General features: G+C 58.0%; 27 protein-coding genes. 16 read left to right on the forward strand and 11 right to left on the reverse strand.

The window, feature by feature from the left end:
* Positions 1–11 precede the first annotated feature (11 nt).
* Positions 12–164: a hypothetical protein gene (locus dmul_RS20475; protein WP_020876376.1), complete on the forward strand. Its 153-nt coding sequence runs from the start codon at positions 12–14 to the stop codon at positions 162–164.
* On the forward strand, positions 164–694 hold the full coding sequence (locus dmul_RS09105; RefSeq protein ID WP_020876375.1) for a YIP1 family protein: 531 nt from the start codon (positions 164–166) through the stop codon (positions 692–694). The genes dmul_RS20475 and dmul_RS09105 overlap by 1 nt, the downstream gene beginning before the upstream one ends.
* 197 nt (positions 695–891) lie before the next feature.
* On the opposite strand, the gene dmul_RS09110 is transcribed toward dmul_RS09105, so the two are convergent.
* The 4 genes from dmul_RS09110 to dmul_RS09125 all read right to left on the reverse strand — a co-directional run bounded on the left by dmul_RS09110 (position 892) and on the right by dmul_RS09125 (position 4205).
* Positions 892–2118 carry a type III PLP-dependent enzyme gene (locus dmul_RS09110; RefSeq protein WP_020876374.1) on the reverse strand — a complete coding sequence of 409 codons (1227 nt, stop codon included), beginning with the start codon at positions 2116–2118 and terminating at the stop codon, positions 892–894.
* Positions 2105–2971: a polyamine aminopropyltransferase gene (gene speE, locus dmul_RS09115; protein WP_020876373.1), complete on the reverse strand. Its 867-nt coding sequence runs from the start codon at positions 2969–2971 to the stop codon at positions 2105–2107. The genes dmul_RS09110 and speE overlap by 14 nt, the downstream gene beginning before the upstream one ends.
* Complete coding sequence (gene speD, locus dmul_RS09120) at positions 2964–3449, reverse strand: adenosylmethionine decarboxylase (protein ID WP_020876372.1); 486 nt, start codon at positions 3447–3449, stop codon at positions 2964–2966. The genes speE and speD overlap by 8 nt, the downstream gene beginning before the upstream one ends.
* A 393-nt stretch (positions 3450–3842) precedes the next feature.
* Positions 3843–4205, reverse strand: coding sequence for a hypothetical protein (locus dmul_RS09125; RefSeq protein ID WP_144016410.1), 363 nt, complete (start codon positions 4203–4205; stop codon positions 3843–3845).
* A gap of 610 nt (positions 4206–4815) precedes the next feature.
* Here dmul_RS09125 and dmul_RS09130 point away from each other — a divergent pair.
* The 6 genes from dmul_RS09130 to dmul_RS09155 all read left to right on the forward strand — a co-directional run bounded on the left by dmul_RS09130 (position 4816) and on the right by dmul_RS09155 (position 9081).
* Positions 4816–5289: a cereblon family protein gene (locus dmul_RS09130; RefSeq protein ID WP_020878202.1), complete on the forward strand. Its 474-nt coding sequence runs from the start codon at positions 4816–4818 to the stop codon at positions 5287–5289.
* Between the two features lie 24 nt (positions 5290–5313).
* Entirely contained in the window at positions 5314–5976 is a 663-nt protein-coding gene (locus dmul_RS09135) for an L-fuculose-phosphate aldolase (RefSeq protein ID WP_020878203.1), read from the forward strand.
* A gap of 133 nt (positions 5977–6109) precedes the next feature.
* Complete coding sequence (locus tag dmul_RS09140; RefSeq protein WP_020878204.1) at positions 6110–6574, forward strand: pyridoxamine 5'-phosphate oxidase family protein; 465 nt, start codon at positions 6110–6112, stop codon at positions 6572–6574.
* Positions 6575–6640: 66 nt separating this feature from the next.
* Entirely contained in the window at positions 6641–6955 is a 315-nt protein-coding gene (locus tag dmul_RS09145) for an FmdB family zinc ribbon protein (protein WP_020878205.1), read from the forward strand.
* A gap of 129 nt (positions 6956–7084) precedes the next feature.
* Positions 7085–8119 (forward strand): LOG family protein, encoded by a 1035-nt coding sequence (locus tag dmul_RS09150; RefSeq protein ID WP_040416380.1) that lies wholly within the window; start codon positions 7085–7087, stop codon positions 8117–8119.
* Positions 8120–8121: 2 nt separating this feature from the next.
* Positions 8122–9081, forward strand: a complete 960-nt coding sequence (locus tag dmul_RS09155; protein WP_020878207.1) for an RluA family pseudouridine synthase — start codon at positions 8122–8124, stop codon at positions 9079–9081.
* Between the two features lie 43 nt (positions 9082–9124).
* Here dmul_RS09155 and dmul_RS09160 read toward each other — a convergent pair whose 3' ends face one another.
* Positions 9125–10639, reverse strand: coding sequence for an aminotransferase-like domain-containing protein (locus dmul_RS09160; RefSeq protein WP_020878208.1), 1515 nt, complete (start codon positions 10637–10639; stop codon positions 9125–9127).
* Positions 10640–10780: 141 nt separating this feature from the next.
* Between dmul_RS09160 and dmul_RS09165 the strand changes: the two genes are divergently transcribed.
* A complete protein-coding gene (locus tag dmul_RS09165) occupies positions 10781–11965 on the forward strand; it encodes an aminotransferase-like domain-containing protein (protein ID WP_020878209.1) in 1185 nt (394 codons plus the stop codon).
* 9 nt (positions 11966–11974) lie between these two features.
* Here dmul_RS09165 and dmul_RS09170 read toward each other — a convergent pair whose 3' ends face one another.
* Positions 11975–13429 carry a YceI family protein gene (locus dmul_RS09170; protein ID WP_020878210.1) on the reverse strand — a complete coding sequence of 485 codons (1455 nt, stop codon included), beginning with the start codon at positions 13427–13429 and terminating at the stop codon, positions 11975–11977.
* 469 nt (positions 13430–13898) lie between these two features.
* Here dmul_RS09170 and dmul_RS09175 point away from each other — a divergent pair, with 469 nt between their 5' ends.
* From dmul_RS09175 to minE, 6 genes are all read left to right on the forward strand, one after another.
* Positions 13899–15893, forward strand: coding sequence for a sensor histidine kinase (locus dmul_RS09175; protein WP_020878211.1), 1995 nt, complete (start codon positions 13899–13901; stop codon positions 15891–15893).
* Complete coding sequence (locus dmul_RS09180; protein ID WP_020878212.1) at positions 15874–16254, forward strand: response regulator; 381 nt, start codon at positions 15874–15876, stop codon at positions 16252–16254. The genes dmul_RS09175 and dmul_RS09180 overlap by 20 nt, the downstream gene beginning before the upstream one ends.
* 99 nt (positions 16255–16353) lie before the next feature.
* Positions 16354–17616 (forward strand): formate/nitrite family transporter, encoded by a 1263-nt coding sequence (locus tag dmul_RS09185; protein ID WP_020878213.1) that lies wholly within the window; start codon positions 16354–16356, stop codon positions 17614–17616.
* Between the two features lie 387 nt (positions 17617–18003).
* A complete protein-coding gene (locus dmul_RS09190) occupies positions 18004–18708 on the forward strand; it encodes a septum site-determining protein MinC (protein WP_040416373.1) in 705 nt (234 codons plus the stop codon).
* Between the two features lie 49 nt (positions 18709–18757).
* Entirely contained in the window at positions 18758–19558 is an 801-nt protein-coding gene (gene minD, locus dmul_RS09195; RefSeq protein WP_020878215.1) for a septum site-determining protein MinD, read from the forward strand.
* A 9-nt stretch (positions 19559–19567) separates the two neighbouring features.
* A complete protein-coding gene (gene minE, locus dmul_RS09200) occupies positions 19568–19846 on the forward strand; it encodes a cell division topological specificity factor MinE (RefSeq protein ID WP_020878216.1) in 279 nt (92 codons plus the stop codon).
* A gap of 49 nt (positions 19847–19895) precedes the next feature.
* Here minE and dmul_RS09205 read toward each other — a convergent pair whose 3' ends face one another.
* The 5 genes from dmul_RS09205 to panC form a co-directional block, all read right to left on the reverse strand.
* On the reverse strand, positions 19896–20633 hold the full coding sequence (locus dmul_RS09205) for an ATP-binding protein (protein WP_020878217.1): 738 nt from the start codon (positions 20631–20633) through the stop codon (positions 19896–19898).
* Between the two features lie 246 nt (positions 20634–20879).
* Entirely contained in the window at positions 20880–21755 is an 876-nt protein-coding gene (locus tag dmul_RS09210) for a DMT family transporter (protein WP_020878218.1), read from the reverse strand.
* A 152-nt stretch (positions 21756–21907) separates the two neighbouring features.
* Positions 21908–23362, reverse strand: a complete 1455-nt coding sequence (gene ahcY / locus dmul_RS09215; protein ID WP_020878219.1) for an adenosylhomocysteinase — start codon at positions 23360–23362, stop codon at positions 21908–21910.
* An 18-nt stretch (positions 23363–23380) separates the two neighbouring features.
* The gene (metK, locus tag dmul_RS09220; RefSeq protein ID WP_020878220.1) at positions 23381–24547 is read right to left on the reverse strand and encodes a methionine adenosyltransferase; all 1167 of its coding nucleotides are present in this window, start codon (positions 24545–24547) and stop codon (positions 23381–23383) included.
* A 100-nt stretch (positions 24548–24647) separates the two neighbouring features.
* Entirely contained in the window at positions 24648–25493 is an 846-nt protein-coding gene (panC, locus tag dmul_RS09225) for a pantoate--beta-alanine ligase (RefSeq protein WP_040416394.1), read from the reverse strand.
* Positions 25494–25922: 429 nt separating this feature from the next.
* Here panC and dmul_RS09230 point away from each other — a divergent pair, with 429 nt between their 5' ends.
* Positions 25923–26570 (forward strand): YkgJ family cysteine cluster protein, encoded by a 648-nt coding sequence (locus tag dmul_RS09230; RefSeq protein ID WP_040416374.1) that lies wholly within the window; start codon positions 25923–25925, stop codon positions 26568–26570.
* Positions 26571–26574 lie beyond the last annotated feature (4 nt).

A 26574-nucleotide genomic window follows, 5' to 3' on the forward strand; every position in this document is an offset into this window, starting at 1 on the left:
GAGTCAAAAAAATGGGGAAAGCACGCGATCCAAAATCGTTGAAAGCCGTCCGGCACGAGGCGGGGGTCACCTATTTCACCCGGGAAGCCGAACGACGACTCTTTTTTTTCCTGACCATCATCATGCTTATCCTGGGAATTGTTTATAAAATCGGATGGCTGTGATGGAAAACCCAACAGGGGCCCAGCGATTTTCGCTGCGTTTTTATCTGCGCACGCTGTCACAGCTTCTGGGAAGCCCCCGGCGATTTTTCGAGGAACTGCCGGAGAATATGGGGATGCGGCTTCCCTTCTGGTTTCTTCTGGTCTCCAGCATCATCTTCACGGCGGCCGGCCTCATGAACGCGGCGGTGGGCCCCTGGGTCGCAGCAACCATTTTCATGGCCAATGCCGTGGGCATGGTGTTCGTCACTTCGGGCCTGGGTTACATGACGGCCATGCTGACCCTCGGCCGAAGGCATTCCTATGTCCGGTTTTTTACGATATACGCCTTTGCGGCCGGGGTGACCCTGCCCGCCTCCTGGATGCCCTACTTCCTCTTCATCACCGAGCCCTGGAAATGGTGGCTGATCTTCACGGGATTGACCCGGTGGCTTCGGTTGACCTGGCAACAGGCCCTGATGGTGATCGGACTTTCCATCGGTCTTATCATTCTCCTTTTCTGGACGCTGCTTCCCGTCATTTCGAAACCCTAGCCCTTATTCTTCCGTTACCTTCCCTTTGTGGACAGCCACGGGATGATCCTGCATACGGAGCCGTCGTTGTCCGGATAGGGCAAAACTTGTGCAAAAAAAGCGCCTTCCCTTTGGAAAGGCGCTTCCGATTTTTTTTAACCCGTCAGGGCCGTTTGGTATCTGTTTCAGGAAGGGGCGGGGGAGCCTCCCCGATGCCGTTACTGAACCATGCGTCGTCCTTTTATCCCCCGCATGCCAAGGGTGCTGATGAAGTGTTCCGGCACGGGGCAGACCGTGCCGAATCTGTTTTCCCGGTTCAGGACCAATACCCTGGCCTTTTTGAGAGAGTTGAATTCGGTGGCGGTCGCCGCCGTATAGGCTCCCATCATGTGACCCACGACGATGGTGCCCAGGGGAAGGTTCGGCAGAGGAATGTCCTCGGCGATCACATCGATGCTGTCGCAGGTCGGGCCGGCGAAGACGCTGGGATAGACCGGGCCGTCCTCGGCGAAAATTTCCAGATGATAGCGGACATGGTCGAATATCTGTCCGCTGAAGGAACCGTAGACGCCGTCGTCCAGATAGTACCATTTCATTCCCTGCCGGTCGGCGCGGCCCACTACGGTGGTGACGGTTCGGGCCGCGGGGGCACAGATGAAGCGCCCCGGTTCGGCAATGACCCTCACGTGGGCCGGCAGCTGAGACAAGGCCTCACGGATAGGGGCGCAGTAGGCGGCGATGTCGACCTCCCGGTCCTCATAGGAAACCGGAAATCCGCCGCCGATGTCCAGGATGCTGAGGGGCATGGTCGCGACATCGTGGTGCCGGCGTATCAGCACGTTACAGGTTTCGATGGCCTGAACCTGCTGCCGGGTGTCGGTGCATTGGGACCCCACGTGGAAGGAGAGACCCTTGATGTGGATGCCGGCCCGCTCCGCCAGCTGGAGTATGGACGGGACCTGATCCGCGGAACACCCGAACTTCCTGGACAGGTCCACCAGAGCCGACGGACTCCGGAAACTGACCCTGAGAAGGATTCCCACCCGATTGCGGTAAGGAATGAATTTCAGGAGTTCGTCAGGGTTGTCGACCACGAAGGTGGTGCAGCCGTACCGGAGGGCATCCCGGATATCCCGATCCCGTTTGACGGGATGGGTATGGATCGTCCGCCGCGGGGCGACATGGATTTGTCGCAGTACCTCGATTTCGCCGGTGCTGGCGATGTCGAACCCCGCCCCCTCTTCATGAAGCACCGACAGGAGGTCGGGATGGGGCAGGGCCTTGACGGCGTAGTAAAGGTCCACCTCGGGAAGCGCCTGTCTCAGCGAGCGGTATTGCCGACGTGCAACGTCGCAATCCAGAAGAAACAACGGCGACCCATGGGCGGCAGTCAGCTCGCGGTAGCGAGCGTCCATATCGACGGAAGACAGCTTAAAGGTATTCATTATCGCTCTTTCCAACGGCTTCCAGCACGTATTGGGGCAGTGCGAAAGCCGAAAAATGAATTTCCGGATTGTAGTAACGGGTCGTAATTCCGCTTTTCCGGTAACGCTCTCTCAGGGTGGCGATGTCAGTGCGCCGGTGACGCGGTTCGTCCGTCGCCCAGGCGAAATACATCGCGCCGCCCACATATGAGGGAACGGCGGCGGTATAGAAATGCCAGTCGCCGAACAGGGACTCGAGGTGTTCCCCGGTCTGACGGATTTCATCCATCTGGTGAAAGGCGACGCCGTTCTGGGTAACCAGGATGCCGCCGGGATTGAGACATTTTCTGCATGCGGCATAGAAGGATTCCGTGAAGAGCGCTTCGCCCGGTCCGATGGGATCGGTGCTGTCCGAAATGATGACGTCGAATCTCTGTTGGGTCTCCCGAACGAAATGAATGCCGTCGTCGATGACGATCTCGGCCCTGGGGTCGTCGTAAGCGCCGGCGCTGTGGCCGGGAAGATACCTTCGGCACATGTCGATGACGGCCTGGTCGATTTCCACCTGGGTGACGCGACGAACCGTATCGTGCCGGCAGACTTCCCTCAGCATGCCGCCGTCTCCCCCGCCCACGATCAGGACGCTCTCGACGTTTCCATGGGCGAGAATCGGCACGTGCGACATCATTTCATGATAAATGAATTCATCCTTTTCCGTGGTCTGGACAATGCCGTCCAGGGCCATGACCCGCCCGAAGATGACATTCTTGAAAATGACAAGATGCTGATGGTCGGTTTTGACCTCGTGCAGCAGCTCATCCACTCGAAACTCCTGGGCGTAAGCGTCATAAAGGGTTTCTGAAAAATTACGCATGATCAAGTACCCCTCGAAGATTTTCGCTGACGATGATTTTCTTGGGATAGAACGCTTTGCTCAGCACTGGAATGGCCTCTGCCGGCTGGGAGTTCCCACACATGAACACGTCGAAAGCGGCATAGTCGCGCTCAGGCCAGGTGTGAACGCTGATATGCGATTCCGCCAGAACGGCCACCCCCGAGATCCCCCCGTTGGGCGTAAAATGGTGAAGATGAATGTGCAGCAGCGTCGCCTGGGCTTTATCGACGCAGTCCCGCAACGCTTTCTCCATCCGTTCCAGATCGTCCAGGTGCTTCGCGCCCCAAAGATCGATGATCAGATGTATGCCGGCGAAAACGACATCATCTCTTTTGATAAAGTGATCCTGGGGTGTTTCGTCGGAGAGAAGATTGTGATGTTCAGGCCAGTGTTTCTTCGTAGCGGTTTGTTTAAAAGGATGAACGACGTCGCGACCGACAAGAGCTTCTTTAATCATCCATTCGCCCCCCTCTTTCTGGGTATTTTCTGATTGGGTTGTAACAAAATAGCGCCGGGGTCAGAAAGAGCCGTATGGGCGACTGGCCGGCGCTGCTAATCGGGTGACATAAATCTCCTATTCTTTGCAGGCAAAAAAAAAGACGCGCGCTATTTAATGCAGGTGGAAAAAAATCGCAAGCTTTTTTTGCAGGCAACCTGCCTTTTTTTCCCTGAAAGAAATCCGGACGTCTGCAATCGCGAAACCTTGACGGCATCACGTGACTTGTTGGATCATCAACATGATGATATAACAGAATATTTGAACCCTGTTTCCGTTCAGCGTTCGGTATTCATGGGCCGCGCCCCGCCGACACCTTTTTCCGGCCACCAGGATGAAAGCCGAAAATTGAGTTTACCAGTATACGGTGACCGGCGGTATGATCGCCGGCATCCAGCCCCGGGGCGTCACGTCCGCCAGACTGATGTCGATGGACAGATCGGGTCTCACGTTGAGAACGACCTTGTAGGCTTTCGGCGGCAGCCCCTCACCGGGATCCGAAAAGGCATACTGGCCCCTGGCATTGGTCCGGGTTTTGGCAACCACCGTTCCCCCGGCGTCGTCGATTTTGACGAGTAAAACAGGTATGGGTTTATGCCGGATTCCGTCTCCTTTGACAGTGCCAAGGAGCCACCATTCCGAAGCATACTGGACGGCCGGAAGGAACAACAGAAAAAACATCACCGAAATCAGCATCATGAGGATCCGTTTCATCATTGCCTCCCCGGGTCCGGATATGTATTCAGATCCGTCGGTCACTGCCGCTGATATGGACGGCGCATCGTCCGTCCACCATCTATTTTAAAAGGATTGACCTCAAATATACACACCGTTCTCAAAAGATCAAGCAAATCCCGGAATAAATCCCAATTCAACTTTCGACTTTCATGCGATGGCCGGATGGAGGTGCCGGGAGGATGCGGCCCGCGCCCGACGCGGTTTCGTTCAAGTGTCGCTAAAGCTTGCTCCGGGCGGCCCGGAAACTCGCTTGCGCTCAAACAGTCCGGGCCGCTGATCCGCCGCTGCGCTTAAGCGGCACTAAAACTCACCGCTGAAGGGGCGCGGGCCGCATCCTCCCGGCACCGGTCTATGAAAGTCGAAAGTTGAGTCCCAATTGACAAGAGACCGTCCAAAAACGGGTATCGTCGCAACCGCTGAAATCGCTCTTTACTAACCGTTGAGATCACGTTATATTTTAATATTCCGTGCTCAGGAAGTGATGCCGGCGGACATGAAAGCCGAGCCTTGCGGTATATGAGGGATTTTACCGGTAAAGGACAGACACTGCACATGCCGGAACACCGATTCAAATCGACGGAGTTCGACAATGGCCTGTTCGCCTGAAAGGGTTATGGCGGTCCCCGGCGGGATCGAAACCGCCGGGTTTCACCGGATTGAAGCCTTCAGGATGGACAGGCCCCGCATCGGAACATTCAAGGGCCTTCCGATGCGGGAGACCGACGGCGCGGTGGAAGAGGGCGAGGGATGGCTGCGATGCATCCACTGCGGCGGCAGGATCGCAAAGGCTGCCGACCAGATCAGCGTCAATGGTCGTTTTGCCCACGTCTTCAACAATCCCTCCGGTTATGTATATGAAATCGGTTGCTTCGCGGCCGCTGAAGGGTGCGTTAACGCAGGCGCGCCCACCCCGGCGTTTACCTGGTTTGCCGGTTTTTCCTGGTGCCTCGCTTTGTGCGGGAACTGCCGCGGTCACATGGGCTGGCATTTCAGATCCGATAAGAGCGGAAGTTTTTACGGCCTCATTCTGGTGAATCTGACGAGAGATTCCCGAGGCGGTTGACGATGGATTCCGGAAAGGCGATGCATGGCCCAAGAGCGAATGCTGATGGAAAAGGAAAGAGCCCTGGTGGTCGAGTTCGGGATGCGGATGGTCCAATCCGGCCTGACCACGGGCACCGGCGGAAACCTGAGCGTTTTCAGGCGGGAATCGGGACTGCTTGCGGTGTCGCCCAGCGGCATTGCCTACGACCGGCTTTCACCCGGGGACGTGGTCGTACTGACCCTTGACGGAGAGGTCGTCGACGGCACGCGAACGCCCACCAGCGAACTCAGCTTTCACCAGGCCCTCTATCGTGTTCGGTCTGAAGTCGGCGCCGTTGTCCATACCCATTCCCCCTACGCCACCACCATGGCCTGCCTGGGATGGGAGATTCCGCCGGTCCATTATCTGGTGGGATTCTCCGGAAAGAAAGTTCCGTTGGCCCCTTATGCGACATTTGGGACGGAGCGTCTGGCGGCCGGCGTCGCGGGCGCCATCGGCGACTACAACGCCCTTCTGTTGGCCAATCACGGGTTGGTGACCGTCGGGGTCGATCTGCCTTCGGCGTTTGCCGCAGCGGAGGAGATCGAATTCGTGGCCCGGATCTACTACCAGGCCCGCACCGTGGGGACGCCACAGATCCTGTCCGATGCGGAAATGGCGCGTGTTATCGAAAAATTCAGGACCTACGGACAGAAAAAGGCCTGACACCGGCTGTTATCACAGTAGGCTGAAGGCTGAAGACTGAAGACTGAAGGGGTGCATCTACGATGAACGGGACTCTTGCTCCCCTTCAGCCTACAGCCTTCAGTCTTCAGTCTATCTTTACAGGAAGGTGAGCATGAGACGGAAGGACAAGGCGATGACGCTGCGATCCGAGATGGATGCCGTCATCGAGAAGGCTCGGGTCTGTCGGTTGGCCATGATGGACGACGACCGACCCTATATCGTTCCCATGAGCTTTGGATACGACGGCGAAGCGCTCTATTTTCATTCCGCCCGGGAGGGTAAAAAACTGGATCTGCTTCGAAAGAACGGACGCGTCTGCTTCGAGTTCGACGCGGACGTCTCGGTGGTCCCCGGCGAGGCGCCCTGCAAATGGGGCATGACCTATCAAAGCGTCATCGGCATCGGCGATGTGGACTTCATCCTCGAGCCGGCGTCCCAACGCCGCGCTCTCGACATTATCATGACCCACTATTCGGATGAGAAGCGCTTTTCCTATACGGATGCAGAGATGCGTCGCGTTTCGGTGTTCAGAGTATGCATCCTTGACATCAGCGGCAAGCGGTCGGGATGCGTCTGAAGCCGAAGGAAGGCGCCCGTCGGCCTGAATACCCCACCCACAGGCGAAGTTACAGGAGGAGAGGCGATGCCCGTTTATGAGTATGAGCACACGGGCGGCCCTTGCGGGATAGGAGCGGTTTTCGAGATCCGGCAGTCCATGGCGGACGACCCTTTGACGGTATGCCCCATGTGCGGGGGACCCGTCAAAAGACTCATATCGCGGGTTGCCGTCAGCATGCCGAAGGGGAATGCCCAGCTGAAGGACCTGGGGTTCACCAAGCTGGTCCGTCGGGATGACGGGGTCTATGAGAACGTGACCCGCCGGGACGGCGAGAGCCGCTATATGGTCAGGGGCCGTCCGGAAACCCTGCCGGATATCAAACGGATCGTCCGGGATTGATTGACCGGACCGGGCGCCCCGCGACTTCATCGACCACCGGTAACGCATAGAAAACAAGGAGACCCTCCACCCATGAAATATTCATCGGAAGCTGTTCCGACATCGCGCCCGGCACTCGGGGATAATACAATGAAACTGCGTTTTCACGCCTCAAACGGCCCTGCGGACGAAACCATCGAAGCCTTGATCGGGATGGTCGGCGGCATCAAGAGTCCGGAGCTGATCCGTGAGATGATCATCGCCGCCCTCAAGGCGGGTCAGGAGGACGACGACAAGGCGGACCTCAAGCTCATGAACACCACGCTCAAGGAAATGCGCTTTACATCCAAGATTTTCGGGCCCTACGGACATGTCAAAAAGGTGACGGTCTTCGGTTCCGCGCGGACGAAGCCGGACGCGCCCGCCTATCGCATGGCCGTTCAACTCGGAGAAGAGCTGCGGGATGCCGGGTACATGGTCATCACCGGCGGCGGTCCGGGCATCATGCAGGCCGTCAACGAAGGCGCCGGCGCCGAGCATTCCTTCGGCGTCAATATCCGACTGCCGTTCGAGCAGAAATCGAATCCGGTCATCCACGGGAACCCCAGGAGCATCACCTATAAATACTTTTTCAATCGCAAGGTGGCCTTCCTGAAGGAAGCCCACGCCGTCGCACTCTTTCCGGGGGGCTTCGGCACCCTCGACGAGGCGATGGAAACCCTGACCCTGGTTCAGACCGGAAAGCGGGACCTTATCCCGCTGGTCCTCATCGATCCCCCCGGCAGCACCTATTGGTCCCACTGGCTTGGATTCCTTAAAACGGAGTTGATGGCCCACGGCTATATCAGCCCCGAGGACCTCAGCCTGTTTGACCGGGTGGAATCGACCGAGGCGGCGGTGGCGCGGATCGATCATTTTTACCGGCAATTCCACAGCATCAGATATGTGGCGGACAAACTGGTGATCCGAATCCATCACGCGCTCGATCAATCCGTCATAGAAAGACTGCAGGACGATTTCGAGGATATCCTGGTGCCGGGCGGCACCATCGCGCTCTCCAAATGTCTTCCCGAAGAGATCGATGAGAAGGAGATTTCCCATCTTCCAAGGCTCGTCATCGATTTCAACCGAAAAAGTTTCGGGCGGCTGCGACGGTTGATCGACATGGTGAACAGCGAACCCTGACGATGAAGCGGCGCTCCCGGGTGACGATATCCCCCCGTGAGGCGGGGGTCCGGGTGACGGACTTTCTGGTCGGACGATTTTCCTACCTGGATCGTGGGGCCTGGATGGCAGAAATCGCTCAGGCACGGGTGCTTGTGAACGGCCGGCCGATTTCCGTCGATGCTGTGCTGCAGCCCCGGGACCTTTTGGAATACCTGCCGAAGGATGTGCCGGAGCCCCGGGTGAACGACGCCTACGAGATCCTCTTCGAGGATGAGGCCCTTCTTGTGGTCGATAAACCTGCCAACCTTCCCTGTCACCCGGGGGGGCGGTACTTTCACCATACCCTCTGGGCGATGATCCGTTCCCGATCCTTGTCGGACGGTCCTTTTTTTGTGCACCGCATCGACCGGGAGACGTCGGGCATCGTGGTCATGGCCAGGAATTCCCGCGATGCTTCGGTGCTGGGCCGGCAAATGGCCTCGGGACAGGTCCGAAAACGCTATGCGACCGTGGTCGAGGGGCGATTCCCCGAAGGACCCGTGACGGCCGACGGCCGGCTTGTCCCCGACCCGACGAGCGTTGTACGGAAAAAGTTGCGGTTCATACCGCCGGGTGCCGTTTCAGAACCATTGAGCGAGGGCAGGCACTGCCGTACCCGATTCGACCTCGTTCGCCGAGGTTCCCTGATGAGTCTGGTTTCCGTGATCCCCGCAACGGGCAGACGGCACCAGATCCGCGCCACTCTTCTGGCTCTCGGCTATCCCGTGGTGGGCGACAAGATTTACGGCACGGACGAAACCGTTTTTCTCCGGTTCATCGAGGACCGGCTGACGGAATCGGATCGGATCCGTCTTCGTCTTGACCGGCAGGCGCTCCATGCCGCCGAAATCGCGTTTCGTCACCCCCGATCCGGCCGGCATCTGCATTTCGAGGCACCGGTTCCGGCGTCCTTTCACACACTCGTCGACGCTTTCGATTGACACGCTCCCTGTCCCGCATTTCCCAGGGTGTCCATCGACGGATTCACTCACGGAGGCACTGACGGGCCAACCGCCCGAGGGTTTCAATCCCGCGTTCCGTCTCGTTTGTAAACGGCGCGCCACAGCCGATCCGGATGAAATTTCTGAACATTCCCGAAACCGAACAGACCGCCCCCGGCAGGATGGCGATCCGGTTCTCGAGGGCCTGTTGGTAGAGCGTCATGCCGTCGATCCGTCGGTTGAGTTCGATCCACAGGAGCGAGCCCCCGGCGGGAAACGACAACCGCGTGTCCTGAGGGAAATGTTTTTTCACCGCCATGGCCGTTTTAAGGGTCTGGTTCCTGACGGCGCCCCTGAGGATTCTCAGATGCCGCTCGTAGGCCCCGCCTTCGAGAAAGCGGGCCATGATCTCCTGGTCCGGCGTCGCGGTGCAGACAGTGGATCCGGCTTTGAGGCGCAGGATTTTATCCTTGAACCGCGGACCCGGCAGGACCCAGCCGATGCGAAATCCCGGCGCCAGGGTTTTGGAGAAGGAGGAGCAGGTGAGCACCAGATTTTTGCGGTCCCAGGTCTTCAACAGGGACGGCCGCCGCTGCCCTTCAAAATAGAGCTCGCCGCAGATATCGTCTTCGATCACGGGAACGTCGTGACGATTCAAGAGGTTGACCAACCGCTCCTTGCCCTCGTCCGAGAGCAGGGTGCCGAGGGGATTGTGAATATTGGGCATGAAAAGACAGGCGCGGATCGGGGTGCTTTCGAGGATGCGCGCCAGGGCGTCGATGTCCACCCCGGCTCTGGGGTGGGTGGGAACCTCCACAACCATGATTCCCATCTCCTTGAAAAGCTGCAGAAATCCGAAATGGGTCGGCGTTTCGATGGCCAGGGTGTCTCCGGGCTTCAGAATGGCCTGCAGGCACAGCGTTACCGCTTCCATGCAGCCGGTGGTGATAACGATGTCCTCCGGGGAGACGCCTTTGAGGAACCCTATCATGCGCAGCGCCAGTTGACGGCGCAAACCGGGGTGGCCTTCGGTCAGGGAGTAGGAAAGGATTTTCCGGATGTCCCTTTCGGAGAGTGTTTTGAAAATCCTGGCAAACTGCCGGTGCGGCAGAAGATCCGTCGCCGTGGTGGACGACCCCAGGGGGAGCATTCGGGGATCCGAGATCGCCTTCAACACCGAGTTGACCATTCCGGTGGTTTCGACCCTGAGGGGTTTGGCTGCCGGTGCGGGCAATACCGGCGTCTCGAGGTTTTTTAAGGAGACCGGACTCACGAAATAGCCGGATTTCGGCCGGGCCTCCACGAGCCCGATCGTCTCGAGGGCGATATAGGCCTGGTGAATCGTGCTGATGCTCAAATTCAGCCGACGATGCAGCTGCCGGATGGACGGCAGCTTTTCCCCCGGGGCATAGGTGCCGTCGTGAATTTTGGCTTCGATTTCCTCTGCGAGGGCTCGATATCGGAAAACAGACCTGGATCTCAACTTTCGACTTTCATGATGGTGACCGGGAAGCGGTGCCGGGTGGTACGGCAACGCCCCTTCAGCGGTGCGTTTCATTGCCGCTTGAGCGCAGCGGCGGATCAGCGGCCCGGGCTCTTGAATCTGTTATGCTGTTTTTTTTGAGAATGTGTATCTGTTTTTATCTACCACATGCTTTAAAATGGCTTCAACCCCAAAACGGAGGAAAAAGGAGAAGCCATGCGATTTGAAAATTTGTTGGCCGCCAGAACCCTGAAGATGCACGACAACGCCATCCGTGAAATCCTGAAGGTCGTCTCCCGGCCGGGGATGATTTCCCTGGCCGGGGGCATCCCGGCGCCCGAGAGTTTCCCCATGGGCATCATGGATGAACTCTCCGCCCGCGTCATCCGAAAATACGGCTCGGGCGCCTTCCAGTACGATTTGACGGAGGGGTTCATGCCCCTCAGGGAGGCGCTTTCGGGGCACCTGGCGAAAAAGGGCATTCCGGCATCCCCGGAGGAGATCATTATCGCCAGCGGTTCTCAGGGATTTCTGGATGCCGTCGGCAAGGTGCTGATTACCCCTGGCGATCGGGTGGCGGTGGAAGCCCCCACCTATCTGGGGGCGCTTTCGGCGTTCACGCCCTACGAGCCGGAATACGTCCGCCTCGACACCGACGAGGATGGCGTGGTTCCGGCCGATCTCGAGCGGGTTCTGGCATGCGGCGGCGTCAAATTCGTCTATCTGGTGCCGACCTTTCAGAATCCCACCGGACGGACCATCCCCCTGGCGCGACGGCGGGAGATCGCCGGGATCATCCAGAGGCACGACGCCCTTCTGGTGGAGGACGATCCTTACAGCGATCTGCGGTACCGGGGCGAGCCCCTTCCCCCCATCAAAAGTTTCGCTCCGGAGCACGTGATGTATGTCGGCACCCTCTCCAAGGTCCTGGCTCCGGGCCTTCGAATCGGTTTTGCGGCGGCTCCTCGGGTGATCCGGGAATGGCTCGTTCGAGTGAAGCAGGGCACCGATCTCCATACCGGCACCTTCAGCCAGGCCCTGGCCGCGGAATACCTCTCCGGGGGATACCTGGAGCGCCATCTCCCCGAAATTCTCTCGATATACCGGCCCCGCCAGGAGGCCATGACCGCCGCGCTGGCGGACTATTTCCCCAGGGGCATGCGATGGAGCCGCCCCGAGGGCGGGATGTTCATCTGGGCGGAGGGCCCCGAAGATCTTGACATGGAAAAGGTTTACAAAGGGGCTGTGGGACGGAACACGGCCTTCGTCCCGGGCAAATATTTTTACGTCGACAAAGGAGAGGGGGAGGCGACCATGCGGCTCAATTACACCATGGCCGGTGAGGCGGAGATCCGGTCTGCCGTGAGGATTCTGGGTGAAGAAATTGCGAAGGCCATGTGAGAAGCGGCGTCATTCCGCCTCCGGCCTGAACTGCAGAAAGAGATCGAAGACGAGCGTCCGGTTTGCCGGCGACGGGCCGTCGGCCCCTTCGATGCCGAACATGTCCAGATCGATATCGAACACGCCCCGGGCCAGCAGCAGCGGCCGGTTGTCGGGGCCGAAAACCGGCTCCATCTCCATGGTCACGGAAAGCGGGGTTTTCCGCCCTTTCAGGGTGAAGATGCCTTCAACCGACGCCGGGGACATCCGCCCGTAGGCCAGGGGATTCCCGTGGCTCCGAATGGTGTTGATGGTGAAGGCGGATTCCGGATAGCGCTGCACATCCAGAAAGGCACGGCCTCCGAGAACGTCGTCCAGGCCGCCGTCGCCCATGGTGACGGACCCCGGGTCGGCCGTTACCCATCCCGTCGCGCCTTCCAGAAGCCGATTTTCGACAAGATCGATTCTCCCATCGCAGCGCATGACCTCTCCCCGATAATGATCCAGGGGGGTCTGAAAGTGAAACTGAATGAGCGGCGGATCTTCAGGCCCCGGTCGGCTGAGCCGCCAGGATCGCGGTATTCCGGCGGCAGTCGGCTGAACCGCCGTCGATCGGGTGGGCGGCTCGGGAAGGGGGAGCCCGATCTCGTCCCAGGTCGCAAGCCTGACGGATGTCTCGACCGGATCAAACCCGTCTCCGCTCCGGGTATCGGCGATCTGATCGTCAACAGCCTTTTCCAGAATCCGCGCCGCTTCGCGAAACAGCCGTCGCCGCTCCGACCAGGGACCGGTCAGGGGATCCTTTTTCCGCTCGAACACCGGTGCCTTGCAATGAAACTGCGAATATACGGCAAGGGAAAGGAACAGCGTCCCGTCGTTTGCGAGCCATGGGTACAGGTCCATGTAAAATCCGCGATCCGCCCGGCTCAAACGCACCTCCTGAACGGTTTTGAATCGGGTAAAGCCCTCGTCCATGGCGGTCCTGGCTTCCCTGACAAAGGCATCGTGGTCATAGGCGGGAGGCGGAGAGCCGGTCACGCGAGCGATCTTGACCGGCGCCCAGATCGTCGCTCGACCGGTTTGCCGGACAGGGATGTCCCTGAGAACGAGGCCGCCTGGTTCCTGGGGGACGTACCGGGATGTCCGGATGAAATTGCGGATCCGATCGAGGGTCGTGTACCGCCCCTGATAGACGGACCGACCCCGAAAGTTCTGATAGACGATGAGCGGCGTGATGGCGACCGCTTCGGGTGCGCCCTTGCGGACGTCGATCCGGGAAACCCGAACCGACATGGCCTTTGCCAGTCGTTCGATTTCAGGCAGGGCATCCCGATGAAATGCCCGCGCGACCGCCGAGGCTTCCGGCCGGACGAAGATCACCAGTTGATCCGTGGTCTCCGCGGGCGCCGGTAATACGGATCCGAGAAAAACAGCGGCGACCCACAGGCAACCCGCCATCCATGCCTTGCGGTGATGAAAACGCATCGGGTTCCTCCCTTTCTGTTTGGATATCTACCCGGGACATGTCATGTTCCGCCTGCACAGGCAAACGAGAGTGCAATGGCGATCGGTTTCTTCGAATATTGAAAATAGGGACATCCCCGGAAACTGTCAAATTCGATGCGCGGAATGTCGGGACATGGCGTCGATGCCTGTTTTTCGATGTTTACAGGCTGATAAAATTACTGACAAGCCGCTCTGCCGATCGCGCCCGCATTCGGAGACCGGGATCGACGAGCGAATTCAGGTTCGCGTGCGGAAAAAAAGAGGTCCGCAACCTTCGCAGCAGGTCCGACGCCCGTCTTTATTTACGACGACGCCGGCCCCGGATCGGGCAAGTCGGTTCGTCCATCGGCAACGATAATGACATTGGCATTTAAATTGCTTTGTCCCAGATTACCCATCGGCACCCCAGTTTACCGCCAATCCAATTGCGTCTTTGCCGGGAGGTATCATGCTTTACTCGACCCGATCCAAACTCATCTTCAGCTTTCTCGGTGTGTCGCTGCTGGTCGGGACCGTATGCCTGATTGTCGGCTGGCAGCTTTTGTACGATTCCGTGTTGAACGAAGCCAGGAACCGCGTCCAACAGGATCTGAATGTCGCGCGGGTGATTTACGACGACCGGGTGGCGGCCATCCGGTTGTCGCTGGAAACCACCTGTCTTGCCGCTGATTTCAGCGATGCCGTGGTCATGGGCGAACAGGCAATCCTGAAATCGCGGATGGAGCGGATCGCGAGGCGATTGGGCCTTGATTTCGCCGGTATCGTCTCAGCCGACGGCACATGGCTCTGCCGTATCGGCGACGGTGTCACGAACGCTGCCGCGGGACGGATGCCCATCGCGACTGCAGCCCTCGAAAGGCAGCATACGGTCTCGGGGACGGTGGTACTCGATCGGGGGACCCTTGCGGCCGAACATCCCGACCTGGCGAGACAATCCCGCATACGGACCCGCCTCGTCGATGCCGGGTCGGAGATGATGGACGGGTTGATGCCCATGGTGGAGGAGACTGGGGGCCTCGCCGTCGCATCCGCCGTTCCCGTCCTGCGGAAGGGAAAAATCATCGGTGCCGTATACGGTGGGATGCTTCTCAATCGCGATCAATCCATCGTGGACAAGATCGGCGGCACGGTTTTTCGCAACGAGGTTTACCGCGGGCACAACGTCGGCACGGCAACCATTTTCTTCAGAAACCTGAGAATTTCCACCAATGTTCTGGAAAAAGACGGCGAGCGTGCCATCGGAACCTTTGCTTCCCGGGAGGTGACCCGGCGTGTCCTCATCGAGGGCCGTAAATGGACGGATCGTGCCTATGTGGTGAACGATTGGTACATCACCGCCTATGAACCCATTCTGGATATCGAGAAGCGTCGGGTGGGGATGCTCTATGTCGGGGTTCTGGAAGCGAAATATCGGGACGTTCGGCAGAAAGCCCTCTGGGTCTTCGCACTGATCACCCTTGCCGGCGTTCTGTTGGCCATCACCCTGGGATGGCTTACGGCCGATCGCATCATGCGGCCGGTAAATCAGTTGATCCGGGCCAGTATGGAAATCTCCAGGGGGAATTTTTCTCCGGATATCGGCCCCATCTCCAAAAGTGACATCGGGCTGCTTCAGCAGGAGTTCGGCAGAATGACCGACTCCCTGGTAAAACGGGATCAGGAGCATCAGGCGGAAAGCGAAAAGCGACTGATACAGTCGGAGAAGCAGGCGAGCATCGGAAAACTTGCCGCCGGCGTGGCCCATGAAATCAACAACCCGCTGACGGCGGTGCTCACCTTTACCCATCTGATGCTTCGTCGAAAGGATCTTCCGGAGGAGCTCAGGGAGGACCTGCAAACCATCGCCCTGCAAACGGAAAGGGTCCGCAGGATCGTGAAAGGTTTGCTGGACTTTTCACGCCAGAGCCGCCTGGATACGGAGCCTCTGAATATCGGCCGTCTGCTGGAGGACTGTGTCGAACTCATGGAAAATCAGGCGCTGATTCAGGGGGCCGTCCTCCGCTACGCCGCCGATGGTGAACTGCCGGTGCTGCAACTCGACCGAAATCAGATTCAGAGCGTCATGATCAACCTCATGATGAACGCACTGGATGCGCTGGCCCCCGGCGGAGAGATCGACATCCGGGCGGCCGTGCGTGAAAACGACGGTGAAAAAGGGGTCGAAATTTCCGTACGGGACACGGGGACGGGCATCGCCCCCGAGCACCTTGACAAGCTTTTTGATCCGTTTTTTACGACAAAGGAAGTGGGGAAGGGAACCGGACTCGGGCTTGCGGTGACCGCAGGTATCATCGAACGTCACGGCGGCCGGATCCGGGTGGAGAGCCAACTCGGGAAGGGCAGCCGATTCACCATATGGCTCCCTTGCGTCGGAGCGGCTGCGCGCAATCGTGACCCCAATAGCGAAACGAGGATGAACGACCATGAAAATACTGGTGGTTGACGATGATGCGATGGTGGTGGAAAGCTGCCGGAGAATCCTGAAGGCGGAGGGTGCGACCGTCCATTGGGCGGAAGACGCCGACAAGGCTATTGCCGTTCTGAGAGGTGAAGGGGACTTTGATATGGTGTTGACCGACATCAAGATGCCCGGAAGAGACGGGTTTGAGCTGATTCGGGTGATCAAGGAAAAATTTCCGGGAACGGCGATCCTGATGATGACCGGCTATCTGATACCGGAAACCATCCGGAGGGGAACCGAATTCGGTGCGGACGGCGTTATCGCCAAACCGTTTACCCCCGATGAATTGACGGCTTCGGTCCGGAAAACGTTCTCGGTCGCACCTGTCCGAGACCGGAAATAAAAATGTAGGGGTGAACCAGGGTGTTCGCCCCCGGTTGCCCCCGTACCCAAGGGACACATGCACCTGAAACCCCGAAATCTTTGAAGGCAAGGAGGAAACATGAAAGAACGGATGTTGGTGATAGACGATGACCCGGCTGTGCTGCGTTCCTGTGAAGCCATCTTCGGAAGCGATGGGTTTGCGGTGGAAACCACCCAGAATCCCGCCGAAGGCCTTGAGCTCAGCAGCCAAAACCATTACGGAGTAATCCTGTGCGATTGGAAGATGCCCGGATTCGACGGGCTCGACGTGATCGCCGAGCTGGAGGAGCGGGCGCCCGATTCGGCGGTGGTCATGTTCAGCGGGTATCCATCGGTGGATCGGGCCACGGAAGCCATGAAACGAGGTGCCATGGATTTTCTGGCAAAGCCTTTTACGCCGGATGAGATCACCGATGTGGTTCAGAAGGCGGTTCAACGGAAATTCAAGCAGGAAAAAAAGGTGTTTCATCGTCTGGAAAACATGTGGCAGAAATTCCCTGTCCCCGGCGTCGACGACAAGGGGCCCAGGATTATCGCGGAAACGGTGGCCCAGACCGTCGGTGTGGCCAAGGCCAACTCGCCGTGGATCTCTCTCTTTGTTTTAGGCACGCTGGCAGGGGCCTATATTGGTTTCGGCGGTCTTTTCTCGGCGTCCGTCACCTTCGATCTTCCCCCTGAGCTGGGTCTGGGGATCAAAAAGCTCATCGGGGGAGCGGCGTTCAGCATCGGTCTGATGCTGGTGGTCATCGCGGGTGCCGAGCTGTATACCGGCAACAGCCTCATGGTGTCCAGCGTCATGATCGGCGAGGTCACCTGGCAGCGGGTCCTCGCCAAGTGGAGCGTGGTCTACGTCGCCAATTTTGTCGGTTCGATACTGCTGGCGCTTCTCTTTTATCTTTCCGGATTGTGGAAAACCGGCGGCGGACTTCTGGGTGAAACCGCCGTCAAGGTCGCTCACGCCAAGGTCCACCTCGGCTTTACGGAGGCCTTTGTCCGGGCGGTGGGCTGTAACTGGATGGTTTGTCTGGCGGTTTGGATGGCACTGGCGTCCCGTCAGGTCATCAGCAAGATCTTCGCCGTTTTTTTCCCGATCATGGGGTTCGTGGCCATCGGCTTCGAGCATTGCGTGGCCAACATGTATTTCATTCCCACCGGCATCTTTCTGAGCCATTGGGCGGGGATCGTGCCCGCCGGCGTGGACGTGGGCACGCTGACGTGGACGGCGTTCCTGGTGGACAATCTCGTCCCGGTAACCATCGGCAATACCGTGGGCGGCGTTGTTTTTGTCGGGCTGGGGTATTGGGGGGCCTATCTGCGACCGATCCTGCAGCCGGCAAGATGACGCATGTAGGCTGAAGACTGAAGGCTGAAGGCTGAAAGGGGATCAGCGGTCCGTTCGTCATCGGCGCACCCCTATAGCCTGCAGCCTTCAGCCTTTCATGGGAGTGAACGGTCATCGTCATCAAAGTTGAAACTCAACTTTCGACTTTCACAGGCCGGCCCCGCTATCCAATCGCCGTCATCGAGGTTTCGTCAAGGATAAAGTCATATTTGCGCGGATCCGGCAGGTGTCCGGGAAAAACACAGCGGGAACTTTCAGTGCGGTTGATGCAAATGCAATTATTGACAGGATATCCGATCTTCTTTATAGTCCGGAAGAGTTATTTCAGCAGGATGCCCGCTCAACTGGCGGGAATGTGCCGGCGGCAAGCGTTTACGGTGAAGGTGGATGAAAAACATGGATCAGGAGAAAACACCGATCAGGCTCAAGGGTGTCGGAAAAAACCTCTGTATCATCGTCGATCCCACGGAAAGCAATGAAGATCTTATTCAAGAGATCACCAGACTTCTCAGTGAGTTGAAAGAGCAGGTGATTGACGGCGCCGTCACCATCGATGTCGGCGAAGGGCATGATGAGTTGTTTGACACACTCGGAACCTATATAAAAGACACTTACGGCGTGAGTTCGATTATACGCGCTGAGAAAAAAAACAGGATTGTCAAACGGTCGATTCTTCCGGAAGAGCGCATGCGAATTCGGGACATGGAGCAATCCTGGCATCATCACAGCACGGATGTGCTCATGTTGGCCGGCCGGGTGAGATCGGGCCAGCGGGTCGTCGCTGAAAGGCATCTGATCATCATGGGGGATGTCAACCCCGGCGCCGAGGTGATCGCCGGGGGAGACGTGGTTATTCTGGGGAGTCTGATGGGAACCGCCATCGCGGGCCAACCCGAAAATGAAAAAAACATCGTGTTTGCGCTGGACTTCCGACCGACGCAGATACAGATCGGCAGTTTTGTCGCGGCGGGGCTTCCTTCTTCCCCTGAAAAAATCGCTGAGTTCGCCCACGTTGAAAACGGAACCATTGTGGTGGATAACTACCTGGAAGTCAATCCGTTCGGACGGTTGCCGTGGCCGCAGGTGCGATGAGATGCACCGTATTACGAAGATCAATTCATACAGTATATGAGGTCAAACATTGGACGGGAAAATCATTGTTGTCACTTCTGGCAAGGGGGGTGTGGGTAAAACCACGGCCACCGCTTCCATCGGCGCCGCACTGGCACTGGAAGGAAAACGGGTTGCCGTCGTCGATATGGACATCGGGCTCCGGAACCTGGACGTCGTGATGGGCTTGGAAAATCGGATCGTGTTTAACGTCGTTGATGCGGTCAAGTCCAAGTGTCAGCTGAAACAGGCGGCCATTCGAGACAGGCGGGTGGAGAATCTTTTTCTGATTCCCGCATCTCAGAGCGACAACAAGGATGCTCTGACGCCCGACGACATGATCATCTTCAGCGAACAGCTCAGAAAAGAGTTCGACTTTATTCTCATGGACTGTCCCGCGGGGATCGAGAGGGGGTTCGAGAACTCCGTGGCCGCCGCCGACGAAGCGCTGGTGATCTGCACTCCCGAGGTATCCGCGGTCCGGGATGCGGATCGCGTGATCGGTCTTCTCTACGCCCGCTCCATCACCCCCAAGCTCGTGGTCAATCGAATCGTTCCCGAAATGGTCGCGAGGGGGGATATGCTGAGTCATCTCGATATGGTGGATGTCCTCTCGATCGAGCTCATCGGGCTGGTGGAGATGGACGATCAGGTGGTGGTGGCCACCAATACCGGTATTCCGTTGGCATTGCAGAAGGGGTCCAAGGCAGGGGAAGCGTTTCGCCGTATTGCCATGCGCCTGAACGGGCATGAAGATCTTCCGATACAGGTCCCAGAGGCCCAGGGAGGGTTTTTCAAAAGAATTCGCAACAAACTCGGTCTTGGGAGATAGGGGGGCCTTATGCTAAACGGCTTTTTTCGAAAGATGATCGGCAAAAAAGACGACACCAGTAAGGATGTCGCCAAAAAACGCCTTAAATTCGCACTGATATATGATAAACTGGAGGTTTCCGATGAGATCATCAAAAACCTCCACAAGGATATGGTCGAGGTGATATCCCGCTACTTCGAGATCGATCAGGAGGCTTTCAAGCTCGACATCCGACGATCGGACGATCTCTCCGCGCTGGTGGTCAACACCCCGATCCTGTCGGCCAAACACAAGCAACGGCAGACCTGATCGTCGGCCTTCGTCCTGTGCCTGCGAAACGAAGGCCGAACGTTTCGTTTCAGCCGATGATCTCGCCTTTCCGGCCGACGACCATCTCCAGGTACGGAATCTTCCTGCCGGCTTTATCCATCCCTTTTCGGACGATCGAGGGGAGGGCCGAACAGCAGGGGACCTCCATGAATACCACCGTGACGCTGTTGATCTCCGCCTGTTCAAAGATGGCTTTGAAACGTTCCGTGTAGTCTTGGGCGTCATCAAACTTCGGGCATCCCATCATCACGACCTTCCCCTTCAGGAGTTTCTGGTGAACCATGGGAAAGGCGACGGCCGAGCAATCGGCCAGTATCAGAAGGTCTGCGTTCCTGAGAAACGGCGCGTTCGGGGGAATCAAACGGATCTGGATCGGCCAGTGGGTCAGCGCGGAGGGAATTTCACCGGCCGTCGATGCCGGCGACGGTGCGGCCTTTGAGGCGGAAAAGGGGGCCAGGACCTGAACCTGGGCCGATGGGCAGCCGCAGCCCGAAGCAGGGGCTTGTTCAGCCGCTTTCGCCACATCCTCCAGATAGGCCTGTACCGCCTCCTCGTCGAATTCATCGGCCTCCCGCTCGATGATGTGAAGCGCTCCCTGGGGGCACTCACCGATACAGGCGCCAAGCCCGTCGCACAACCGATCCTCCACGATGCGGGCCTTGCCGTCAATTATCCTGAGCGCCCCTTCGGCGCATCCCGGAACACATTGCCCGCAGCCGTCGCACTTCTCTTCGTCTATTTCAAGTATTTTTCTTACGGTTTTCATGGATTCTCCTTTATCAGGGGGTTGGGCTGAAGACTGAAGAGGGGCGCCTCCGGCCGGCGGGCCGTCCGACTTCCTTCAGTCCCAGATCTTCAGATGATGTGAAGCTGTATACTGCACAAAGGATAATTCCGCGTTGATTTAAGTCAAAAGCGGCTTTTTTTCTTTCTCCTCAACTTTCGACTGTTATGATGGTGACCGGGTACAGGCCTATGAAAGTCGAAAATTGAGTTCCTCAACTTTCGGCGATCATGGGCCGGCGGCCATGATCTTCTGCATCAGCAGGCCGGAAACGATCAGCACCAGGCCGGCAAATGTGGTGACATAAATCGTCTCTCCCAGCAGAAAATGGATAAACACGAGGGATACGAACGGCGTGAGGAAAATGAGATTGGCGACCCTGCCGGCGTTGTCGCTCAATTTAAGGGCCGTGAGCCAGGTCACGAAGGTAATGCCCATTTCAAAACATCCCACCCAGGCGGCACCCGGAAGCCCCATGACATCCGGCACCCATAGCTGCGAGAAGAGGATGCAGCTCGCAGCCGTAAAGGGAAGGCTGAAAACGAAGCAGAGAAACAGCCCGACGATCGGCTCCGCCTTAATGCGGATGCTGCAGATCCAGTAGAGCGCCCATATGACGGTGCATGAAACCGCCAGAATTATACCGATCGGATCGAGGGATCTGAACCCTGCCAGGCTCCCCTTTGTCGATACGAGCACCACGCCCGAATAGCAGACGAGGGTCGCCGTCAGATCGATGCGGGTCAGCCGCTGCCCGAGGAGGGGAACCGACAACAGGGAAAGCATGACGGGCCAGGTGTAATTGATGGGCTGGGCAACCTGGGCGGGAAGGTGCGCGTATGCTTTGAACAGCATGAGATAATAAACAAAGGGATTCAGAAATCCCAGCCCCAGAAAAATCCGGTACTCCCGGGGCTTGAGGGAAAAGATCAGCATGGTTTTTCCCTGGACGGCCAGAATCGCCCACACCACCACTGTGGAGGCCAATGTCGCGTAGAAAAGCAATTGAACGGGATCCATGTACCCGAGGGTCAGCTTGAAGGCGGTGGCGGAGGTTGACCAGAGGAGGACAGTCAACAGGCCGAGCAGATATTCTTTTTTCATTGCACTCGATGCTGCGGTTTAATGAAGCTGCGGACCTCCAGGTTGTCCGTTGGAAGCGATGGAAAACGATATGTACAACAGCATCTGAAAAAGGCCCCGGACGAACATCGTCCGGGGCCTCCGGGTGTGCAGTGTGTTCCGATACGACGCGTCTAATACCGGTAGTGGTCCGGCTTGAACGGGCCGTCCACCGGAACCCCGAGATATTCGGCCTGGAAGGCGTTGAGGCGGGTCAGGCGAACCCCCAGTTTTGCCAGATGAAGGCGGGCCACCTCCTCGTCCAGTTTTTTGGGAAGGGTGTAGACGCCGATGTCATATTTCCGGGTGGCCAGTTCGATCTGGGCCAGGCACTGGTTGGTGAAGCTGTTGCTCATGACGAAGCTCGGATGGCCCGTGGCACAGCCGAGATTCACCAGCCGGCCTTCCGCCAGCACGAGAATCGTCCGACCGGACCTGAGGGTCCATTTGTCCACCTGGGGCTTGATGTTCTCACAGGTGCACTCCGGGGTGTCCTCCAGGTAGTTCATGTCGATCTCATTGTCGAAATGGCCGATATTGCAGAGGATGGCCTCGTTTTTCATCTGCTCCATGTGCTCGCCGATCACGACATGGTAGCATCCCGTGGCCGTGACGAAGATATCTCCGACGGGGGCGGCATCCGTCATCGTCACTACTTCAAATCCTTCCATGGCGGCCTGAAGGGCGCAGATGGGATCGATTTCGGTGATGAGCACCCGGGCGCCGTATCCCCGCATGGAATGCGCGCATCCTTTCCCCACGTCGCCGTAGCCGCACACCACCACCACCTTTCCGGCGAGCATCACGTCGGTGGCCCGTTTAATGCCGTCGGCCAGAGACTCGCGGCATCCGTAAAGGTTGTCGAACTTGGACTTGGTGACGGAGTCATTGACGTTGAACGCCGGAAACAGCAGTTCTTTTTTCTCGGAGAGCTGATAAAGGCGATGAACGCCGGTGGTGGTCTCCTCGGAAACGCCGCGGATGTTTCGAACCGCCCGCGTCCAACGGCCGGGATCCCTTTCAAGGCTCAGTCGCATACGGTCCATGAGGCAGATCATGTCCTTGCTGTCGTATTGCCGATCCGGAAGAGACGGGTCTTTTTCCACGGCCACGCCCTGGTGAACGAACATGGTGGCGTCTCCGCCGTCATCCACGATAAGGTCCGGTCCGGAACCGTCGGGCCAGGTGAGGGCCTGCTCCGTGCACCACCAATATTCTGCGAGATTCTCTCCTTTCCAGGCGAATACCGCGGCCGATCCGTTTTTGGCGATGGCCGCCGCCGCATGATCCTGGGTGGAGAAGATATTGCAGCTTGCCCACCGAATATCGGCGCCCAGGATCTTCAGGGTCTCGATGAGCATGGCCGTCTGGATGGTCATGTGGAGGCTGCCGGTGACCTTGAGGCCCGACAGGGGCTTTTCAGCGCCGTACTTCTCGCGTACGGCCATGAGGCCGGGCATTTCATTCTCCGCAAGCTGCATCTCCTTGTTGCCGTAGTCCGCCAAGCCCATGTCGGCGACCTTGTATGGCAGGGAGAGGTCCAGGGGCATGCAGCGGGTTGATTCCGTTTTGATGTGGGTCGCTGTCATAAGCTTTTCCTTTCTGCGCTACACGCCGGCTTTGTTCCGGAGCGTTTCCGCCATGTGGGTCTCTTCCCAGGTAAATCCGGGCTCGTTCCGGCCGAAATGACCGTAAGCGGCGGTATTGTGGAAAATGGGCTTCAGGAGGTCCAGATACTCGATGATGGCGGCCGGTCGGAGATCAAAGGTGTCCAGGATGATGTCGCGGGCAACCTTCGTGGGAATCTTGCCAGTTCCCATCATGTCCACCAGAATGGAAACCGGTTCCGCCACGCCGATGGCATAGGCCATCTGAACTTCGCATTTTTTCGCGAGGCCCGCCGCCACAATGTTCTTGGCTACGTGGCGTGCCATGTAGGATGCGCTCCGGTCCACCTTGGAGGGGTCTTTTCCCGAAAAGCACCCGCCGCCGTGGCTGCCCTGGCCGCCGTAGGTGTCCACGATGATCTTGCGTCCGGTGAGGCCGCAGTCGCCCATGGGGCCGCCGATGACGAATTTGCCGGTGGAGTTGATGAAATATCGTGTGTCTCCGTCGATCATGCTTTTGGGGATGACCTTTTTGATGACCTCTTCGATGACGGCTTCCCGGAGCTGATCGTAGGTGACGTCGGGCTTGTGCTGGGCCGCGATGACAATGGTGTCGACCCGTTTCGGGGTGCCGTTTTCGTACTCGATGGTGACCTGGGCCTTGCCGTCGGGTCTCAGAAAGTCGAGGGCGCCGTTCTTTCGGACCTTTGCCAGGCGGCGGGTCAACTTGTGGGCATAGGTGATGGGCATGGGCATGAGCTCTTCGGTTTCGTCGGATGCGAAGCCGAACATCAGCCCCTGATCCCCCGCGCCCTGGTCCTTGAAGAGGCCTTCGCCTTGATTCACCCCCTGGGCGATGTCCGGAGACTGATGGTCGATGCTGGTCAGAACGGCGCAGGTTTGCCAGTCAAACCCCATCTGGGAGGAGTGATATCCGATGTCCCGGATGGTTTCCCGCACCACCTGAGGCATATCGACGTAGCAGTCGGTGGTGATCTCTCCGGCAATGACGGCCATACCGGTGGTGACCAGGGTCTCACAAGCCACGCGGCAGCGTTTGTCCTGTGCCATGATGGCATCCAGAATGGCATCGGATATGGCGTCGGCAACCTTGTCGGGATGACCTTCGGTTACCGATTCAGAGGTAAAATAGTAGCTATCGGGCATGCGTAACTCTCCTTCTTCTCTCGATCTGGGTACCGCTCGTTTTCACCGGACGCTCATGCCGCCGGTCGTTTTTCAGGGCGGGAGGCCGGAGACGGCGATATTATGGTGTTAAAAGGGTATTGTCAATGAGGCGGGTTTTCCCAATCTTGACGGCCAGAGCCATGCGGGCCGGACTGTCAACGACGGTGAGGGATTCGATGGTCTCCGGATCGAAGATTTCAATATAATCGATGACGGCATCGGGATGGACCTCGATGATTTTTCGCGCGGCGGCGATGAGCTCGGAAACGTTTCGGACACCCGCCTGCACCATCTTTCCGGCCTGATTGAGGGCCTGGGACAGACACAGGGCGCGTTTCCGCTCTTCGGGCGAAAGGTAGCTGTTCCGGGAACTCATGGCCAACCCGTCATGTTCCCGTACGATGGGCCCGCCAATGATCCGGATGTCGAAGTTGAGGTCGCGGACCATGCGGCGGATGACCATCAGCTGCTGATAGTCCTTTTCACCGAAAACGGCGACGTGGGGCTTGACGATATTGAACAGCTTGGTGACCACCGTCGCCACCCCTCTGAAGAACACCGGCCGGGACAACCCGCAGAGATGAAACGGGAGTTTTTCGAGGGTTACATAGGTCTGGTAGTTTTCGCCGTACAGATCCTCGCGGTTCGGATGAAAAATCAGTGTCGCACCGGCCTTTTCGGCCAATTCACAGTCGCGTTCAAACGCCCTCGGATAGGTGTCGAGATCCTCACCGGGACCGAACTGCGTTGGGTTGACGAAGATGCTGACCACCACCTCGTCTCCGTGTCGGCACCCTTCCCGAATGAGAGAGAGGTGTCCCTCGTGAAGGAATCCCATGGTGGGGATGAAGGCGATGGTTCCGCCCTGGCGCCTTGCCTGGTCGGCAAAGGCCTGCATGTCTCTGGGGAAGGATATGATCTTGATAGCCGACCTCGATATTTGACAAACAGATTGTGGTCTATAAATATGATGATACATCAACGGATAGACCGTAGACCAAACCCATCGAAATGTCAATGCCTCTATGCGCAGCGGGGGAATTTTAGAGGCTTAAGGGCGGCTGAAGGCTGAAGACAGAAGGCTAAAGGTTGAAGACAGAGAGCGGAGGACGGAGGGCGGAGGGCGGAAAACCGAAGCCGGAAGGGGTGCAAAGCCTCTTTCGCCGCAGACGCACCCCTTCAGTCTTCAGTCTTCAGCCTATTTCCCAAAACCCTCATTTATTCATTGAATCCCTGTTCTCTTGTGCTATATAAACCCGTTGGTGTCGGCAGGAGAATTTCAAGGATTTGCGGATGCGGCTTGACGGCCGGCCTCAAGAGACGGGGCCTCGGGAAAGGGGACGTGTGACGCGCCATGGGTGATCGAATCGTCAGGGAATGCCGACGGTGCGGGGTTTGCTGCAAAAAGGGCGGGCCGACGCTCCACAGAGCGGATCGACGTCTCGTGGATGAAGGGATTATTCCGCTGAACCACCTTTACACGATCCGCAGGGGGGAGCCGGCCTACGACAATATCGCAGGGGCCGTCTTTCCGGTTTCCGACGATCTGATCAAGATCAAAGGCGCCGGGGACACCTGGGCGTGTCTGTATTACGACGATGTCCTGAAGGGGTGCCGGATATACGGCGACAGGCCCGTGGAATGCCGAATACTGAAGTGTTGGGATACAACGGCAATCGAGGCGATGTACCGATCGGATCGGCTGACCCGGAAAGATCTGATCGGCGGCGTGCCGGGACTCTGGGATCTGGTGCTTGACCACCAGGCCCGCTGCGGTTACGAAGAGATCGGATCCCTTGTCGCCGGGATTCGGCAGGGGGAGGCTGCATCCCTGGAAAGGCTTCGCACCATGGTGCGCTACGACGGCAGCCTGAGACAATTGGTGGTGGAAAAGGGGCTTACCGGCACCCGGATGACGGATTTTCTGTTTGGACGGCCCATGGTCGACACGCTGAAACCCATGGGCGTGAATGTCCGCGATTTACGAAGACATCAAACTTGAAGGA

The sequence above is a fragment of the Desulfococcus multivorans genome (genome assembly GCF_001854245.1).
Lineage (GTDB): Bacteria > Desulfobacterota > Desulfobacteria > Desulfobacterales > Desulfococcaceae > Desulfococcus > Desulfococcus multivorans.

Bases quoted from the DNA above. Each gene is read 5' to 3' on its own strand.
- minE (WP_020878216.1), top strand. From the start codon at position 19,568: ATGCTAAACGGCTTTTTTCGAAAGATGATCGGCAAAAAAGACGACACC.
- dmul_RS09130 (WP_020878202.1), top strand. From the start codon at position 4,816: ATGGCCTGTTCGCCTGAAAGGGTTATGGCGGTCCCCGGCGGGATCGAA.
- dmul_RS09155 (WP_020878207.1), top strand. From the start codon at position 8,122: ATGAAGCGGCGCTCCCGGGTGACGATATCCCCCCGTGAGGCGGGGGTC.
- dmul_RS09165 (WP_020878209.1), top strand. From the start codon at position 10,781: ATGCGATTTGAAAATTTGTTGGCCGCCAGAACCCTGAAGATGCACGAC.
- dmul_RS09175 (WP_020878211.1), top strand. From the start codon at position 13,899: ATGCTTTACTCGACCCGATCCAAACTCATCTTCAGCTTTCTCGGTGTG.
- dmul_RS09185 (WP_020878213.1), top strand. From the start codon at position 16,354: ATGAAAGAACGGATGTTGGTGATAGACGATGACCCGGCTGTGCTGCGT.
- dmul_RS09180 (WP_020878212.1), top strand. From the start codon at position 15,874: ATGAAAATACTGGTGGTTGACGATGATGCGATGGTGGTGGAAAGCTGC.
- dmul_RS20475 (WP_020876376.1), top strand. From the start codon at position 12: ATGGGGAAAGCACGCGATCCAAAATCGTTGAAAGCCGTCCGGCACGAG.
- dmul_RS09160 (WP_020878208.1), bottom strand. From the start codon at position 10,639: ATGAAACGCACCGCTGAAGGGGCGTTGCCGTACCACCCGGCACCGCTT.
- dmul_RS09110 (WP_020876374.1), bottom strand. From the start codon at position 2,118: ATGAATACCTTTAAGCTGTCTTCCGTCGATATGGACGCTCGCTACCGC.
- dmul_RS09135 (WP_020878203.1), top strand. From the start codon at position 5,314: ATGGCCCAAGAGCGAATGCTGATGGAAAAGGAAAGAGCCCTGGTGGTC.
- dmul_RS09125 (WP_144016410.1), bottom strand. From the start codon at position 4,205: ATGATGAAACGGATCCTCATGATGCTGATTTCGGTGATGTTTTTTCTG.
- dmul_RS09105 (WP_020876375.1), top strand. From the start codon at position 164: ATGGAAAACCCAACAGGGGCCCAGCGATTTTCGCTGCGTTTTTATCTG.
- speD (WP_020876372.1), bottom strand. From the start codon at position 3,449: ATGATTAAAGAAGCTCTTGTCGGTCGCGACGTCGTTCATCCTTTTAAA.
- dmul_RS09205 (WP_020878217.1), bottom strand. From the start codon at position 20,633: ATGAAAACCGTAAGAAAAATACTTGAAATAGACGAAGAGAAGTGCGAC.
- dmul_RS09140 (WP_020878204.1), top strand. From the start codon at position 6,110: ATGAGACGGAAGGACAAGGCGATGACGCTGCGATCCGAGATGGATGCC.
- dmul_RS09150 (WP_040416380.1), top strand. From the start codon at position 7,085: ATGAAACTGCGTTTTCACGCCTCAAACGGCCCTGCGGACGAAACCATC.
- dmul_RS09190 (WP_040416373.1), top strand. From the start codon at position 18,004: ATGAAAAACATGGATCAGGAGAAAACACCGATCAGGCTCAAGGGTGTC.
- speE (WP_020876373.1), bottom strand. From the start codon at position 2,971: ATGCGTAATTTTTCAGAAACCCTTTATGACGCTTACGCCCAGGAGTTT.
- dmul_RS09170 (WP_020878210.1), bottom strand. From the start codon at position 13,429: ATGCGTTTTCATCACCGCAAGGCATGGATGGCGGGTTGCCTGTGGGTC.
- ahcY (WP_020878219.1), bottom strand. From the start codon at position 23,362: ATGACAGCGACCCACATCAAAACGGAATCAACCCGCTGCATGCCCCTG.
- dmul_RS09230 (WP_040416374.1), top strand. From the start codon at position 25,923: ATGGGTGATCGAATCGTCAGGGAATGCCGACGGTGCGGGGTTTGCTGC.
- dmul_RS09145 (WP_020878205.1), top strand. From the start codon at position 6,641: ATGCCCGTTTATGAGTATGAGCACACGGGCGGCCCTTGCGGGATAGGA.
- metK (WP_020878220.1), bottom strand. From the start codon at position 24,547: ATGCCCGATAGCTACTATTTTACCTCTGAATCGGTAACCGAAGGTCAT.
- dmul_RS09210 (WP_020878218.1), bottom strand. From the start codon at position 21,755: ATGAAAAAAGAATATCTGCTCGGCCTGTTGACTGTCCTCCTCTGGTCA.